Origin of the sequence: Pseudomonas sp. UBA5666 (assembly GCF_002420785.1) — a bacterium.
Lineage (GTDB): Bacteria > Pseudomonadota > Gammaproteobacteria > Pseudomonadales > Pseudomonadaceae > Aquipseudomonas > Aquipseudomonas fulva.
Map to the genome: position 1 here is coordinate 15650 of NZ_DIIQ01000018.1, position 16418 is coordinate 32067.

Genomic DNA, 16418 nt, shown 5'->3' on the forward strand with positions numbered 1-16418 from the left:
GCGCATTCACTCCGGCCGGACACGCTCCGATGGCCGCCTGGCGCCCGCTACCAGCTTCTCCACGGCTTTGCTGGCGGCAACCATGCCGAACGTGGCCGTCACCATCATCACCGCGCCAAAGCCGCCGGAGCAGTCCAGCCGTACGCCCTCGCCCACGAAACTCTTCTGCAGGCATACACTGCCATCCCCCTTGGGATAACGCAGCTGTTCACTGGAAAACACACAGGGCACGCCATAGTTACGGCTGACATTGCGCGAGAAGTTGTAGTCGCGGCGCAAGGTCGAGCGCACCCTTGAGGCCAGCGGGTCGTTGAAGGTCTTGTTCAAGTCCGCGATCTGGATCTGGGTCGGGTCGATCTGGCCACCTGCACCACCGGTGGTGACGATGCCGATTTTGCGCCGCCGGCACCAGGCTATCAGGGCTGCCTTGGCCATGACGCTGTCAATGCAGTCCACCACGTAGTCGAACTGTTCGGTGATGTACTCGGCCATGGTCTCGCGGGTGACGAAATCGGCCACCGCGTGGACCTTGCACGCCGGGTTGATGGCCCGCAGGCGCTCGGCCATCACCTCGACCTTGGGCCGGCCCACCTGCCCTTCCAGCGCATGGGCCTGACGGTTGGTATTGCTCACGCACACATCATCCAGGTCAAACAGGGTGATCTCACCCACCCCCGAGCGGGCCAAGGCTTCGGCCACCCACGAGCCCACCCCGCCAATCCCGACGATGCCCACGTGGGCCTGCTGCAGGCGCTGCAGGCCCTGGTCGCCATACAACCGGGCCACCCCTGCAAAACGTGGATCTTCTGTGCTCATGTCAATACCCCAAAAAACCGGCGCGCATTATAGGCCAGCCAGGCCATGCCCTGCACGGTTAGGAAAGACACCTTAACCCTGCTTTAATGTCGTAACACTTCGACACTTATGGACGACAATGTCTTCACGTAAATTCGGCCTGAACCTGGTAGTGGTCCTGGCCATCGCGGCGCTGTTCACCGGTTTCTGGGCGCTGATCAATCGCCCGGTATCGGCACCGGCCTGGCCCGAACAAATCTCCGGCTTTTCCTACTCGCCGTTTCGCCTGGGTGAAAGCCCGCAGAAGGGTCAGTACCCGGACGACAACGAGATGCGTCAGGACCTGGAGCAGATGAGCAAGCTCACCGACAGCATCCGTATCTACACCGTCGAAGGCACCCAGGCGCACATCCCGAAGCTGGCCGAGGAATTCGGGCTGCGGGTAACGGTGGGGATCTGGATCAGCCCGGACCTTGAGCGTAACGAGCGCGAGATCGCCACGGCCATCGAACTGGCCAACACCTCGCGCAGCGTGGTACGGGTGGTGGTCGGCAACGAAGCCTTGTTCCGCGAGGAAGTGACGCCGGAAAACCTCATCCAGTACCTGGACCGTGTACGCGCGGCCGTGAAAGTGCCGGTGACCACCAGCGAGCAGTGGCACATCTGGAAACAGAACCCGCAACTGGCCAAGCATGTGGACCTGATCGCCGCCCACATCCTGCCCTACTGGGAATTCGTGCCCATGAAGGACTCGGTCGAGTTCGTCCTCGACCGTGCGCGGGAGCTGAAACACCAGTTTCCCCGCAAGCCGCTGCTGCTTTCGGAAGTGGGCTGGCCGAGCAATGGCCGGATGCGCGGTGGTGCCGATGCCACCCAGGCCGACCAGGCCATCTACCTGCGCACCCTGGTCAACACGCTCAACCGACGCGGCTTCAACTATTTTGTGATCGAAGCCTACGACCAACCCTGGAAAGCCAGCGATGAAGGCTCGGTCGGGGCCTATTGGGGCGTATTCAACGCCGAACGCCAGCAGAAATTCAACTTCGAAGGCCCCGTGGTCGCCATTCCCCAATGGCGAGCCTTGGCAGTGGCCTCGGTGGTGCTGGCGATGATTGCACTGATGGTGCTGTTCATCGATGGCTCGGCCCTGCGCCAGCGTGGGCGCACCTTCCTGACGTTCATCACGTTCCTGTGCGGATCGGTGCTGGTGTGGATCGCCTACGACTACAGCCAGCAGTACAGCACCTGGTTCAGCCTTACGGTAGGCGTGCTCCTGGCCCTTGGCGCACTGGGGGTGTTCATCGTGCTGCTGACCGAAGCCCATGAGCTGGCCGAGGCGGTATGGACGCACAAGCGGCGGCGCGAATTCCTGCCGGTGCACGGCGACAGTGCCTACCGACCGAAAGTGTCGGTGCATGTGCCGTGCTACAACGAACCGCCGGAAATGGTCAAACAGACCCTCGATGCCCTGGCCGCGCTGGATTATCCGGACTACGAAGTGCTGGTCATCGACAACAACACCAAGGACCCGGCCGTGTGGGAGCCGCTCAAGGCCCACTGTGAAAAGCTCGGCGAGCGCTTCCGGTTCTTCCACGTCGCACCCCTGGCCGGTTTCAAGGGCGGCGCGCTCAACTACCTGCTCCCGCACACGGCCAAGGATGCCGAAGTGATCGCGGTGATCGACTCGGACTACTGCGTCGACCGCAACTGGCTCAAGCACATGGTGCCGCATTTCGCCGATCCGAAGATCGCCGTGGTGCAGTCGCCGCAAGACTACCGCGACCAGCACGAGAGCGCCTTCAAGAAGCTGTGCTACAGCGAGTACAAGGGCTTCTTCCACATTGGCATGGTCACCCGCAACGACCGCGATGCGATCATCCAGCACGGCACCATGACCATGACCCGGCGCAGCGTGCTGGACGAACTGGGCTGGGCCGAGTGGTGCATCTGCGAAGACGCCGAACTTGGCCTGCGGGTGTTCGAGAAGGGCCTGTCGGCGGCCTACGCCCACAACAGCTATGGCAAGGGCTTGATGCCTGACACCTTCATCGACTTCAAGAAACAGCGCTTCCGCTGGGCCTATGGCGCCATCCAGATCATCAAGCACCACGCCGCTGCCCTGCTGCGCGGCAAAGGCAGTGAATTGACCCGCGGCCAGCGTTACCACTTCCTGGCCGGCTGGCTGCCGTGGATTGCCGACGGCATGAACATCTTCTTCACGGTGGGGGCCTTGTTGTGGTCTGCCGCCATGATCATCGTGCCGCACCGGGTGGACCCGCCGCTGATGATCTTCGCCATCCCGCCGCTGGCGCTGTTCTTCTTCAAGGTCGGCAAGATCGTGTTCCTGTATCGCCGCGCCGTTGGGGTCAACCTCAAGGATGCACTGGCCGCTGCGCTGGCCGGGTTGGCGTTGTCGCACACCATCGCCAAGGCCGTGCTGTACGGGTTCTTCACCAGCAGCATGCCGTTCTTCCGCACGCCGAAAAATGCCGACAGCCATGGCTTGCTGGTGGCGATTTCCGAAGCGCGGGAAGAACTGTTCATCATGCTGCTGTTGTGGGGCGCTGCAGCCGGAATTTACCTGGTGCAGGGCTTGCCGAGCTCGGACATGCGCTTCTGGGTCGCCATGCTCCTGGTGCAGTCGCTGCCCTACCTGGCCGCGCTGGTGATGGCGTTTCTGTCATCACTGCCCAAGCCTGAAGCAAAGGCTACGGAAAAGGCTGTCGAGACGCCCTAGGCGTGAGGCCTTGCAGGCCGACTTGCCGGCCATCACCGGCAAGTCGCCTGCAAAAGGACTGCGTGTTGTGCGAATGCGTGCAGGGGCCGGCTTGTCGGCGATTGGGCCGTGAAGCCCGACATCATTTGATATAAGATAACGCCCCTCAGCTTTCCCGCCTTGCCTTGCCCCGGAGTTCCCCATGACGGCCCCTGCCGAGCTCTCGCCTACCCTTCAACTGGCCTGCGACCTGATACGTCGTCCCTCGGTCACCCCCATCGACGCCGATTGCCAGGCGCAGATGATGCAGCGCCTGGGCGCCGTGGGCTTCGAGCTTGAACCGATGCGCATCGAGGACGTCGACAATTTCTGGGCCACCCATGGCACCCAGGCAGGCCCGGTGCTGTGCTTTGCTGGCCATACCGATGTCGTGCCTACCGGCCCGGTCCAGCAGTGGCAACACGAGCCGTTCCAGGCGCTGATCGATGCCGACGGCATGCTCTGCGGCCGTGGCGCGGCCGACATGAAGGGCAGCCTGGCGTGCATGGTGGTGGCCAGCGAACGCTTCGTGCGTGACTACCCAGGCCACCGGGGCCAGGTTGCCTTCCTGATCACCAGTGACGAGGAAGGCCCGGCCCATCACGGCACCAAGGCCGTGGTCGAGCGCCTCAAGGCGCGCAACCAGCGCCTGGACTGGTGCATCGTCGGCGAGCCCTCCAGCACCAACGTGCTGGGCGATGTGGTCAAGAATGGCCGTCGCGGCTCGCTCGGCGCCACGCTGACCGTACGCGGCAAGCAAGGCCACGTCGCCTACCCGCACCTGGCGCGCAACCCGATCCACCTGGCCGCGCCAGCGCTGGCCGAACTGGCAGCCGAGCATTGGGACCAGGGGAACGCCTTCTTCCCCCCGACCAGCTTCCAGATTTCCAATCTCAACGCCGGGACCGGTGCAACCAACGTGGTGCCCGGCGAACTGACGGCGCTGTTCAACTTCCGCTTCTCCACCGAGTCCACCGTGGAGGGCCTGAAGGCTCGGGTCTCGGCGATCCTGGACAAGCATGAACTGGATTGGTCGGTGGAGTGGGCGTTGTCCGGCCTGCCGTTCCTGACCGAGCCGGGCGAGCTGCTCGATGCGGTTTCGGCCAGCATCAAGGGCGTCACCGGCCGCGACACCCAACCCTCGACCAGCGGCGGCACCTCCGATGGCCGCTTCATTGCCACCATGGGCACCCAAGTGGTCGAACTCGGCCCGGTCAACGCCACCATTCACCAGGTCGACGAGCGCATCCTGGCCAGCGACCTGGACCTGCTGACCGAAATCTACTACCAGACCCTGGTACGGTTGCTCGCCTGATGCTGACCTGCCCACTCTGCCAGGCTGCCCTGAGCCCGCTGGACAACGGTGTGGTGTGCCCAGCGGGCCACCGCTTCGATCGCGCGCGCCAGGGCTACCTGAACCTGCTGCCGGTGCAGCACAAGAACAGTCGCGACCCAGGTGACAACCAGGCCATGGTCGAGGCACGCCGTCATTTTCTGGACGCTGGCCATTATGCACCGGTGGCCGGACGGCTGGCGCAATTGGCGGTCGAGCGCCAGCCAGGTACTTGGCTGGACATCGGTTGCGGCGAAGGCTACTACACCGCGCAATTGGCCCAGGCACTGCCTGATGCCCAAGGCTACGCCCTGGATATCTCCCGCGAGGCCGTCAAGCGTGCCTGCCGCCGCGCACCGGACGTCACCTGGATGGTAGCCAGCATGGCGCGCGTGCCGCTGGCCGATGCCAGCTGCCAGTTCATCGCCAGCGTCTTCAGCCCGCTCGATTGGGCCGAAGCCAGCCGTGTGCTGAGCCCAGGCGGTGGCCTGATGCGCGTAGGCCCTACCAGCGGCCACCTGATGGAGCTGCGCGAAGTGCTCTACGACCACGTGCGCCCCTATGCTGACGACAAGCACCTGGCCCTGGTGCCCCAGGGCATGTATCACGCCCATGGCGAGGTCCTGGAATTTCGCCTGAGCCTGGCCGAACCCCAAGCCCGCGCTGCCCTGCTCGCCATGACCCCGCATGGCTGGCGCGCCAGTGCAGAGCGTCGGGCGCGAGTGATCGAGCAGCCGGAACCGTTCGAGGTCACCGTCTCCATGCGTTTTGACTATTTCGTGCGCCAAGCATGAGCACACCCGGAGGTGTTATGCGCCAACCTGATATCGAGATTTATCTCAAAGACGCCGAAGTCGACCACAAGCAGATTGCAGCCTGGCTGACCCAGGCCATCGGCCCGTGCACCGAATGGAAGCAGAAAGGCCAGACCTACAAGTGCCAGGCCGGTAACATTCCGGTCACTTGGTTACCCAAGGCTGTAGGGAAATGGAACAGCCTGTACCTGGAAAGCGACCAGACGCCCTGGGCCGATGATATCGCCTGTGGTCGTGATGCCCACGCGGCTCTGGGTGTGGAAGTACGCTGTGCACCCGGCGGCTGGGTAGAGGAAGACGGCGAGGAAGATGCTGACCGCTGGGTGCGTATCAGTGCCGACGGCGAAGAGGAAATCACCTGGCGCACGTCGCCCTGATGGGCGTCCCTGAAGCTGCAAGCACAGCCGGCTTGCAGCTTCAGGCTTGAGCCTGGTCGCTCAGAGACCCACGACATCCTCGGCCTGCAGGCCTTTCTGGCCCTGCACGCAGGCATACTCGACCTGCTGGCCCTCGACCAGGCTACGATGCCCCTCACCCCGGATGGCCCGGTAGTGAACGAAGACATCTGCGCCCCCTTCCCGTTGAATGAAGCCATAGCCCTTGGCATCGTTGAACCACTTCACGTTCCCAGTCTCACGAGACGACATCTGCACTACTCCGGATTTTTATTGTGAAAATCGCCTTGCAGACACGAGACAATCGCCCCGAATCAGCGCCGCGTGCGTAAATCTCCTGCAAGCGGCAGGCCTGATCGGTGCTGGCGCATAAAAAAATTGAAGACAGGCCACGTGCACGTCAAGCTAGGCGCAATGCGAACGACTGGCCTATCTGGGCTAACCGCGCAGTGATCGCTGCGCTCGGCACTCTTCACCCTCAACCAGGGCTCTTTTCATGACCCGTTCTCCCCTGCACCGCTTGGTATTCGGCGTTCTGCGCCGGTTCTTGTACCTGTGGGTGCGCTCCGAAACCATCAATCAGTCAGCCCTGACCCTCAAGCTCGACCGCAGTCGCCCTGTGTTCTACGCCTTGCCTTCGCCTGCGCTGACGGACCTGGCGGTGCTCGACCACGAATGCACCAAGGCAGGGCTGCCACGCCCGGTACTGCCAGTGGTCGTCGGCCCCCTGCACGAGGCGGCTGCGTTCTTCTACCTCACCCCCGACCCGGACTGGCTGGGGCGCCATGACAAAAGTGGCGCCCCGCCTACCCTGGAGCGTCTGGTCGAAGTGCTCGGCCAGCACGCCGAGGAAGATGCGCAGATCATTCCGGTCAGTGTGTTCTGGGGGCAATCGCCCGACAGCGAGTCAAGCCCGTGGAAGCTGCTGTTTGCCGACAGCTGGGCGGTGACCGGCCGCTTGCGCCGCTTGCTGACCGTGCTGATCCTGGGACGCAAGACCCGGGTGCAGTTCTCCACCCCGATTCACCTGCGCGAACTCGTGCAGCACAACAAGGGCCACGCCCGCACCGTGCGCATGGCCCAGCGCCTGATGCGCGTGCACCTGCGCAACCTCAAGACAGCGGTCATCGGGCCGGACATCTCCCACCGACGCAACCTGGTCAAAGGCTTGATCCATGCGCCGTTGGTGCGCCAGGCCATCGCCGAGCACGCTGAGCGCGAGCACGTGCCCCAAGCCAAGGCCGAGGCACAGGCCCGCCACTACGGTAACGAAATCGCCTCGGACTACACCTACACGGCCATTCGCTTTCTCGAAGTGGTACTCAGCTGGTTCTGGCACAAGATCTATGACGGCATCAAGGTCAACCACATCGAGCAGGTCCAGGGCATCGCCCCGGGCCACGAGGTGATCTACGTCCCTTGCCACCGTAGCCATATCGACTACCTGCTGCTGTCGTACCTGCTGTTCAAGAACGGCCTGACACCACCGCATGTGGCGGCCGGCATCAACCTGAACATGCCCGTGGTGGGCAACCTGTTGCGCCGTGGTGGCGCGTTCTTCATGCGCCGGTCGTTCAAGGGCAACCCGCTCTACACCGCCGTGTTCAACGAATACCTGCATACGCTGTACACCAAAGGGTTCCCGGTGGAGTACTTCGTCGAGGGCGGCCGCTCGCGTACCGGCCGCATGCTCCAGCCGCGCACGGGAATGCTGGCCATCACCCTGCGCAGCTTCCTGCGCTCCTCACGCACGCCGATCGTGTTCGTGCCTGTCTACATTGGGTATGAGCGCGTACTCGAAGGCCGTACCTACCTCGGGGAGTTGCGCGGGGCGAGCAAGAAGAAAGAATCCATTTTCGACATTTTCAAAGTGCTAGGTGCGCTCAAGCAACGCTTTGGCCAGGTCTACGTCAACTTCGGCGAACCCATCCGCCTGGCCAGCTTTCTCGACCAGCAGCAACCCGGCTGGCGAGACCAGGACCACGGGCCACAGTACCGCCCGGCTTGGCTCAGCGAAACCACGACGCGCCTGGGCGATACCGTCGCCAGGCACCTGAACGGCGCAGCGGCCATCAACCCGGTCAACCTGGTGGCGCTGGCCCTGCTTTCCACCAGCAAGCTGGCCCTGGACGAACGTGCGCTGGTGCGCGTGCTCGACCTGTACCTGGCGTTAATGCGCCAGGTGCCCTACTCCTCACATACCACAGTGCCGGAAGGCGACGGTCAGGCCCTGATCGAGCATGTGCGCGGGATGGACCTGGTGGCAGAGCAGAAGGACGCGCTTGGGCGCATTCTGTACCTGGATGAAAACAACGCGGTACTGATGACCTATTACCGCAACAATGTCCTGCACATCTTTGCCCTGCCTGCCCTGCTGGCAAGCTTCTTTCTGAGTAGCTCGCGCATGAGCCGCGCCTTGCTTGGCCAATATGTCCATGCCTTGTACCCCTACCTGCAGGCGGAGCTGTTCCTGCGCTGGGAACCTGAGCAGTTGGACGAGGTGATCGACCAGTGGCTTGGCGCGCTGGTCGAGCAAGGCCTGCTTCGCCAGGACCACGACATCTTTGTCCGTGCAGCGCCCAGTTCTCGTCAGTTCGTGCTGCTGACCCTGCTGGCGCGCAGCATCACCCAGACCCTGCAGCGCTTCTACATGGCGACTTCGCTGCTGCTCAACAGCGGCCAAGGTACCCTGAGCGCCGAAGCGCTCGAAGCACTGTGCGTGATGATGGCCCAGCGCCTTTCGATCTTGCATGGCCTGAACGCACCGGAATTTTTCGACAAAAGCCTGTTCCGCCACTTCATCCAGACGCTGATCGACCAAGGTGTGCTGCGCGAGAATGCACACGGCAAACTGAGCTACAGCAACAAGCTAGGCGGGTTGGCCGAAGGCGTGGCCAAGCGCGTGCTGTCGGCCGAGTTGCGCTTGTCGATCCGCCAGGTTGCCCTGCACGGGGATGATGGCCTGGCAACGGCGACCCTATGAACCTTTTTCTGAATACAAGGACACTGCCATGACCCGCTCCTCCCTGCGTCTGACCACCCTGTGCGCCGGCCTGCTGCTGTCGGCCAGCGCCTTTGCCCTGTCGCTTGGCGACCTCAGCCAGAAGGACGCCACCGGTGGCCTGAAAGACGCACTGACCCAAGGCGCGCAACTGGCCGTCAAGCAGCTGAGCACGCCGGGCGGCTTCAGCAACAACCCGGACGTGCGTATCGAGCTGCCCGGCAACCTGGGCAAGGCGGCCAAGGCCATGAAAATGTTCGGCAAAGGCGACCAGGTGGACGCGCTCGAATCCGGCATGAACAAGGCCGCTGAGGCGGCCGTGCCGCAGGCCCAGGCGATTCTCGTCAACGCCGTGAGAAACATGACCGTGACCGATGCCAAGGGCATTCTAAGCGGCGGTCAGGATTCGGCCACCCAGTACCTGAACAAAAGCAGCCGCGAGCAGATCCGTGCCAAGTTCCTGCCAATCGTCAAGCAAGCGACCGACCAGGTCGGCGTGGCCCAGCAGTACAACGCCTTCGCCGCACAGGCCAAAGGCCTGGGGCTGATCAAGAATGACGCCAACATCGAGAACTACGTGACGGAAAAGGCAATGGACGGTTTGTTCGAGATGATCGCCAAGCAGGAGCAGAGCATTCGGCAGAACCCTGCCCAGGCCGCCACGAGCCTGGCCAAGAAGGTATTTGGCGCACTCTGATCGCTACCTGAAAGGGGCCCCGCCGCGGGCCCTTTTTACACCGCAGCAAAAAGGCCGCTAGTCGCGTTCCCTGACCTTGAACCAGGCGGCGTACAACGCCGGCAGAAACAGCAGGGTCAAGGCGGTGGCGACGATCAGCCCGCCCATGATCGCCACGGCCATTGGCCCGTAGAACACGCTGCGCGACAACGGGATCATGGCTAGCACGGCCGCCAAGGCCGTCAGCACGATAGGCCGGAAACGGCGCACCGTGGCTTCGACGATGGCCTGCCAGCGCCCCAGCCCGGATGCGATATCCTGCTCGATCTGGTCCACCAGAATGACCGAGTTGCGCATGATCATGCCCGCCAGGGCAATGGTCCCCAGCATGGCGACGAACCCGAACGGCTGGTTGAACACCAGCAGGAACAGGGTCACGCCAATCAAGCCCAGCGGCGCCGTCAGAAAGACCATGACCGTGCGAGAAAAACTGCGCAGCTGAATCATCAGCAGGCTCAACACGACCACGATGAACAACGGCATGCCGGCATTCACCGATTTCTGCCCACGTTCGGCATCTTCCACCGTGCCACCCACCTCTAGCAGATAGCCATCGGGCAACTTGGCCCGGATGCCTTGCAAGGTAGGCTGTACCTGCTTGACCACAGTGGCCGGCTGTACCTTGTCGTAGATATCGGCCCGCACGGTCACCGTCGGCAGACGGTCGCGGTGCCAGATGATGCCTTCCTCGAAGCCGTAGGTCAGCGTGGCCACCTGTGACAGGGCCACGCTACGCCCGTTGTCCGTGGGCAGCGACAAGCTGGCGAGCTGGCTCAGGTCGTTGCGTTCCTGTGAGGTGCCTCGCAGCAGGATTTCGATCAGCTCATCGTCTTCGCGGTACTGGCTGACCGCGGTGCCTGTGAGCGAGCTTTGCAGGAAACTGGACAACTGGCGGGTGCTGACGCCCAAGGCGCGGGCGCGGTCCTGGTCGATTTCCACGAACACGGCTTTGCTGGGCTCTTCCCAGTCCAGGTGCACATTGACCACCTGGGGGTTCTCCCGCACCTTTTCTGCCACTTCCCGGGCCAGGGCGCGTGCTTGTTCGATGTGCTCGCCTGTCACTCGGAACTGCACGGGGTAGCCCACCGGTGGGCCGTTTTCCAACCGGGTGACGCGCGCGCGCAGATCAGGGAACTGCTGCTCGACCGTGCTGATCAGCCAACTGCGCAAGTCTTCGCGTGCTTGCATGGAGTCGGCCAATACCACGAATTGGGCGAAGCTGGCAGCGGGCAGTTGCTGATCCAAAGGCAAATAAAAGCGCGGCGACCCTGAACCGACATAGGCGACATAGTTGACGATGCCCTGTTGCTGCTTGAGCAACTGCTCAAGCTGCCGGACTTTCTCGCCCGTGTTGACCAGCGATGCGCCTTCGGCAAGCTTCAGGTCGACCATCAGCTCAGGACGCCCGGAGGCCGGGAAGAACTGCTGCGGTACGAAGCGAAACAGGAACACGCTGCCCACGAACGCGGCGATGGTCAGCACGATAACGGTCTTGCGGCGCCGCACGCACCATGCCACCACACGGCGCACACGCTGGTAGAAGGGCGTGGCATACGGGTCCGGTGCAGCGCCGCCGTTACCGTGGCGAGCGGCGTGTCGCTTGGCCAGATCCGGCAGCAACCGCTCGCCCAGGTAGGGCACGAAGAGCACGGCGGCCACCCAGGAGGTGAGCAACGCAATGGTCACCACCTGGAAGATCGACCGTGTGTACTCGCCGGTGCTGGAGGCAGCCGTGGCAATGGGCAGGAACCCGGCTGCGGTGATCAGGGTGCCGGTCAGCATGGGGAATGCCGTGCTAGTCCACGCATAGCTTGCCGCTTTCAGGCGGTCGAAGCCCTGCTCCATCTTGATCGCCATCATCTCCACGGCAATGATGGCGTCATCGACCAGCAACCCCAGGGCGAGCACCAGCGCACCCAGTGAGATCTTGTGCAGGCCGATGCCAAAGTAGTACATGGCGGCGAAGGTCATGGCCAGCACCAGGGGGATGGCCAGCGCCACCACCAACCCCGTGCGCACGCCCAGCGAAAAGAAACTGACCAACAACACGATCACCAGCGCCTCGCACAGCACCTGGACGAACTCGCCAACCCCTGCCTTCACCGCAGCGGGCTGGTCGGACACCTTGCGCAGCGACAAGCCGGCCGGCAAGCCGCGGGCCAGACGCTCGAATTCCGCTTCCAGGGCCTTGCCCAAGGTCAGGATGTCACCCCCATCCTTCATCGACACCGCCAGGCCGATGGCGTCTTCGCCCATGAAGCGCATCCGCGGCGCAGGCGGATCGTTGTAGCCCCGGTACACGCGCGCCACATCGCCCAGGCGAAACGTGCGCTCGCCCACGCGCAGTGGCAACTGGCGAATCTGCTCGACACTGTCGAATCGCCCACTGACCCGCAGTTGCACACGTTCGCTGGGCGTTTCGAAGAACCCGGCCGTGCTCACCGCATTCTGCTCCTGCAACGCCTGCTGCACCGCCTGCAAAGGGATGCCGAGGGTGGCCAGCTTGACGTTGGACAGTTCGATCCAGATCTTCTCGTCCTGCAAACCGATCAGCTCGACCTTGCCCACATCCTTGACCCGCTGCAGCTGGATCTGAATACGGTCCGCATAGTCCTTAAGGACCGCGTAGTCGAAACCCGGCCCAGTCAGCGCATAGATGTTGCCGAACGTGGTGCCGAACTCATCGTTGAAGAACGGGCCCTGCACCTCGGGTGGCAGCGTGTGGCGGATGTCGGCGACCTTCTTGCGTATCTGGTACCACAATGTGGGGATATCGGCCGAGTGCAGAGAGTCGCGGGCCATGAAGGTCACCTGCGATTCACCGGGGCGCGAGAACGAGACGATCTTTTCGTACTCGCCGGTTTCCATGAGCTTTTTCTCGATGCGCTCCGTGACCTGGCGCGCCACCTCCTCAGCGGTGGCGCCGGGCCACAGGGTGCGGATGACCATGGCCTTGAAGGTGAAGGGCGGGTCTTCGCTCTGACCCAGCTTGGTGTAGGACAGCGCGCCAACGCCCGCGAGCAGTATCATCAAAAAGAGTACGATCTGGCGGTTGCGCAGCGCCCAGGCAGAGAGGTTGAAACCCATCCCGAGTTACTCCTTGCCCGTCAGGTCGACTGTACGGTTGGCGCGGTCCACGGGTCGCACCTGCTGGCCTTCGCGCAGCACATGACCGCCGGCTGCCACCACCCAGTCGTCAGCCGCAAGCCCCGCGAGCACAGGCACGCTGTCAGTCCCATAGGCGCCAAGCTGCACCGTGACCCGCTGCACACGGTGCTCGCCAGTGACCCGCCAGACGTACGCCTGGCCGGCTTCAGCCGTGACGGCCGACAGGGGAACCGACAACGGCACCTGCCCTGGGTGGGCGACCAATACCCTGGCGCTCTGCCCCAGCGTTGCCGGCACCTCGTTGGAGGTAAAGGCAACCCGAGCCGCGTAGGTTCTGGAGCGCGGATCGGCGGCCGGCGACAGCTCGCGGATCCGCCCCTCGAAGCGCCGCCCCGGGTGCGACCACAGCTCCACGGTGACCGGTTGGCCCACGGCGAAGCGGGCGTATTGCTGCTCGGGGACGGCGATGGCCACTTCGCGCTCGCCGTCAGCTGCCAAGGTCAATACCGTCTGACCCGCAGCGACGACTTGACCGACTTCGACCAGGCGCCTGGCTATCACCCCTGCCTGAGGCGCGCGCAACACAGCGTAGTCGGCCTGGTTACCCGCCACGTCGAACTCGGCCTTGGCCTGCTTGAGCCGGGCGACCCCAGCGCGATAGAGGTTTTCGGCGTTGTCGTACTGCGAGTGGCTGATCATCTGCTTGTCGAGCAACTTCTGGTAACGGTCACGCTCGGTGCGCACCAGCGCCAGGTTGGCCTCGGCACCGGCTACCTGCGCGCGGTTAGCCTCCAACTGCAGGCGCACATCCTGCGGGTCCAGTTCAGCCAGCGGCTGGTTGAGCTTGACCCGTTGCCCTTCTTCGACAAGCCGCTTGCTGACCTTGCCACCAATGCGAAAAGCCAGTTCCGGCTCCAGTCGCGCCCTCACCTCGCCTGGGTAGTTATCGGCCATCGCCTCGGCTGGCCGCGGCTGAACCACCAAAGCAGGGCGAACCACCGCAGGTAATGCAGGTTCCTGATTGCACGCCGTAAGCATCAAGAGGACCATGGGCAGGGCAAGGCTGAGGGCACGGGGCAACATCGGGAATCCCTTCGCAAAATGCTGATCGAATATTTGAACTGGCCGGTATAGTAAGTCAGCCATCAAGGCACGGGAAGAGCGTCCCGAGGTTTTTTTGGAGCGTTTGCGCGCTATTGCGGTCAAGAACAGCGAGCCACGCCCAAGCCGTATAAGATAGGCAACCTTCAAGGCAGATGCAGATCCCAATGTCCAACGACGTCTCCAGCGGCCCAGGCCGCCCAAAGGACCTTGCCAAGCGCCAGGCCATTCTCGAAGCGGCCAAGTCGCTGTTTCTGAGCCTGGGTTACGCAAGTACCAGCATGGATGCGGTCGCGGCGGCAGCGGGTGTATCGAAGCTGACGGTGTACAGCCACTTCACCGACAAACAGACACTGTTCTGCTCGGCGGTCATGGCCACGTGTCAGTTGCAGTTGCCCGATCAACTGTTCGAATACCCCGAGCACGCGCCGATAGAAGAAGTGCTCTTGACCATCGCCCGCAGTTTCCAGGCCCTGATCAGCAGTGACGAAGCCGTCAAACTCAGTCGCCTGATCATGGCCCAGGGCAATAGCGATCCAGGCTTTGGCGAGTATTTCTACGAGGCCGGGCCCAAGCGGGTGCTGGCGGGAATGGAGGCCTTGCTGCGCGGGGCCGACGAGCGCGGGCTGTTGCGGATCGATGACCCGCTCAGGGCAGCGGAGCATTTCTTCTGCCTGGTAAAAGGCGCGCCGGATTACCGCCTGATGCTGGGCTGCGCCGAGCCGCTGTGCGGCGAAGCGGCCGAGGCGCATGTGTGCGAGGTGGTCGAGGTGTTTCTGCGCGCATTCAGGCCCTGAGTCGGGCCAGACTCGACAACCCACGTTGATCGTCCAGGGTTGCCTGCGGCGCAGGGCCCGGCCACTCTCATGCGGTGCTCAGCCTTTCAAGGCCTTCTTGGGGTAGATGTCATAGCGGCTCGACTTGCCCTCAAGGCCGTGGCTGGGTTTGGGTCCGTCGATGATCGGCGCCTTGCGCGGTCGCTTGACCACCACGCGGTGGGTCGCCAACGCCAGCGCCGCTTCGAGCAGCGCCGGGGCGTCCAGGTCGTCGCCGACCAACGGGCGGAACACGCGCATTTCCTTTTTCACCAGTGCGCTCTTGTCCCGGTGGGGAAACATCGGGTCCAGGTAGATCACCTGCGGCGGCTCGCCTTCCCAGTTGCGCATGCACTCGATGGCGTTGCCCGTCAGCAGGCGCATGCGCGCGACGATTGGCCCGACGTCCTCATCGGCACGGGCCCGCACCAGCCCGTCTTCCAGTAGCGCAGCCACAAGCGGCTGGCGCTCGATCAGGGTCATGTGGCAACCCAGACTGGCCAGCACGAAGGCGTCCTTGCCAAGCCCTGCGGTAGCGTCGAGTACCACCGGCCTCACACCCTGGGCGATGCCCACGGCCTTGGCGATCATCTGCCCGTTGCCACCGCCGAACTGGCGCCGGTGGGCAGCCTGGCCTTCGACGAAGTCGACCCGCACCGGGCCGGGGGCCTGGGGCCCCAACTGCTGGACCTGCAAACCCTCGGGGCCCAGCTGAACGGCGAACTGCGCGTCGTCATCCTGCAAGGGCAAGCCCAAGCGCTGCGCCCATGCCTGCGCCTGGCCCGCATACTCCTCGGACATCGCCTCGACCCTGATCCCCACGCCTTGCTCTTGCATCGCTCACACCTGAAAAAAACAACCTGGCCCTTAATGAACCGGCCAACGCGGCCGATACAGGCAATATCCCGCTATTCTGCCAGAGCACAACGCGCGCGACTGCCATGTCAGAAATTCTTCCTATCGGCTTGACCTACCTGTCGCCTGTCGACAACTACAGTCAGCACAACACCCAGGCACTGGGGGGCGTCAGCCACCTGTGGCAGGATTTCTTCGCCCGGGCAATGGCGGAGCAATCTGAAACGCCCGTCGACAGCGTCAGCCAGTCATTCGTGCAGTACGACCAGGCCAGCGGAGAACCTGTCGGCGGCGCCCGTGCCCTGGCCTTGATCGACGCGCAACGCGCCTGCCCGGTGCAAGACACCGTGGTCGCGCCACCCGAGCCGTTGTTCCTGCCCAAGGCCGAACTGGAGGCCAACCTGCTGCCGCCCGCCCCCGAGCCGTTCGGTGCGCTGGAAATGATCGAGCAGCAGCGTCAGCTTGATATCGACAACAGTTGGGTTCGGCCCGTGGTCGCCCGTCAGGGCCAACCCTTAGCTGAACCGGGTCCCGGCCCTGCACCACGGCCTCTGTTCCTGCCGATCGCCGAGTTCGACAGCACGTTGCTGGACCCGGCCCCTGAACCGTTCGATGAACCGACCCTGGCACGCCAGCAGCACGACCTGGCCTTCGACATGCACTGGGCGCGCCCAGTGGTGTTGAACAACGTGCGCGCTTACGCCTGAGG

The 16418-nt window shown here is 63.5% G+C and carries 13 protein-coding genes; 8 read left to right on the forward strand and 5 right to left on the reverse strand.

Going from position 1 to position 16418, the window contains the following annotated elements; all coding sequences use genetic code 11:
• Positions 1-6: 6 nt before the first annotated feature.
• A complete protein-coding gene (gene tcdA, locus B2Y33_RS10735) occupies positions 7-816 on the reverse strand; it encodes a tRNA cyclic N6-threonylcarbamoyladenosine(37) synthase TcdA (RefSeq protein ID WP_023534048.1) in 810 nt (269 codons plus the stop codon).
• A 118-nt stretch (positions 817-934) separates the two neighbouring features.
• On the opposite strand from tcdA, the gene B2Y33_RS10740 reads away from it, so the two are divergent.
• The 4 genes from B2Y33_RS10740 (at position 935) to B2Y33_RS10755 (ending at position 6075) form a co-directional block, all read left to right on the forward strand.
• Positions 935-3532 carry a glycosyltransferase gene (locus B2Y33_RS10740; RefSeq protein ID WP_027913862.1) on the forward strand — a complete coding sequence of 866 codons (2598 nt, stop codon included), beginning with the start codon at positions 935-937 and terminating at the stop codon, positions 3530-3532.
• Between the two features lie 181 nt (positions 3533-3713).
• A complete protein-coding gene (dapE, locus tag B2Y33_RS10745; RefSeq protein WP_027913861.1) occupies positions 3714-4865 on the forward strand; it encodes a succinyl-diaminopimelate desuccinylase in 1152 nt (383 codons plus the stop codon).
• Positions 4865-5677 carry a putative RNA methyltransferase gene (locus B2Y33_RS10750; RefSeq protein WP_110607004.1) on the forward strand — a complete coding sequence of 271 codons (813 nt, stop codon included), beginning with the start codon at positions 4865-4867 and terminating at the stop codon, positions 5675-5677. Before dapE ends, B2Y33_RS10750 begins: the two co-directional genes overlap by 1 nt.
• 17 nt (positions 5678-5694) lie before the next feature.
• Positions 5695-6075 (forward strand): hypothetical protein, encoded by a 381-nt coding sequence (locus tag B2Y33_RS10755; protein ID WP_023534045.1) that lies wholly within the window; start codon positions 5695-5697, stop codon positions 6073-6075.
• 60 nt (positions 6076-6135) lie between these two features.
• Here B2Y33_RS10755 and B2Y33_RS10760 read toward each other — a convergent pair whose 3' ends face one another.
• On the reverse strand, positions 6136-6345 hold the full coding sequence (locus B2Y33_RS10760) for a cold-shock protein (RefSeq protein ID WP_023534051.1): 210 nt from the start codon (positions 6343-6345) through the stop codon (positions 6136-6138).
• Positions 6346-6589: 244 nt separating this feature from the next.
• Between B2Y33_RS10760 and plsB the strand changes: the two genes are divergently transcribed.
• Together plsB and B2Y33_RS10770 are read left to right on the forward strand one after the other, a co-directional pair.
• The gene (gene plsB / locus B2Y33_RS10765; RefSeq protein WP_028686894.1) at positions 6590-9076 is read left to right on the forward strand and encodes a glycerol-3-phosphate 1-O-acyltransferase PlsB; all 2487 of its coding nucleotides are present in this window, start codon (positions 6590-6592) and stop codon (positions 9074-9076) included.
• 28 nt (positions 9077-9104) lie between these two features.
• On the forward strand, positions 9105-9791 hold the full coding sequence (locus B2Y33_RS10770; RefSeq protein WP_206405448.1) for a DUF4197 domain-containing protein: 687 nt from the start codon (positions 9105-9107) through the stop codon (positions 9789-9791).
• Positions 9792-9848: 57 nt separating this feature from the next.
• Here B2Y33_RS10770 and B2Y33_RS10775 read toward each other — a convergent pair whose 3' ends face one another.
• Both B2Y33_RS10775 and B2Y33_RS10780 read right to left on the reverse strand, forming a co-directional pair.
• The gene (locus B2Y33_RS10775; protein ID WP_206405449.1) at positions 9849-12917 is read right to left on the reverse strand and encodes an efflux RND transporter permease subunit; all 3069 of its coding nucleotides are present in this window, start codon (positions 12915-12917) and stop codon (positions 9849-9851) included.
• 6 nt (positions 12918-12923) lie between these two features.
• Positions 12924-14021 (reverse strand): efflux RND transporter periplasmic adaptor subunit, encoded by a 1098-nt coding sequence (locus B2Y33_RS10780; RefSeq protein WP_027913856.1) that lies wholly within the window; start codon positions 14019-14021, stop codon positions 12924-12926.
• A 173-nt stretch (positions 14022-14194) separates the two neighbouring features.
• Here B2Y33_RS10780 and B2Y33_RS10785 point away from each other — a divergent pair, with 173 nt between their 5' ends.
• Complete coding sequence (locus B2Y33_RS10785) at positions 14195-14836, forward strand: TetR/AcrR family transcriptional regulator C-terminal domain-containing protein (protein WP_027913855.1); 642 nt, start codon at positions 14195-14197, stop codon at positions 14834-14836.
• 78 nt (positions 14837-14914) lie between these two features.
• On the opposite strand, the gene B2Y33_RS10790 is transcribed toward B2Y33_RS10785, so the two are convergent.
• Positions 14915-15691 carry a class I SAM-dependent methyltransferase gene (locus tag B2Y33_RS10790; protein ID WP_027913854.1) on the reverse strand — a complete coding sequence of 259 codons (777 nt, stop codon included), beginning with the start codon at positions 15689-15691 and terminating at the stop codon, positions 14915-14917.
• 104 nt (positions 15692-15795) lie between these two features.
• On the opposite strand from B2Y33_RS10790, the gene B2Y33_RS10795 reads away from it, so the two are divergent.
• On the forward strand, positions 15796-16416 hold the full coding sequence (locus B2Y33_RS10795) for a hypothetical protein (protein WP_027913853.1): 621 nt from the start codon (positions 15796-15798) through the stop codon (positions 16414-16416).
• The last annotated feature ends 2 nt before the right edge of the window (positions 16417-16418 follow it).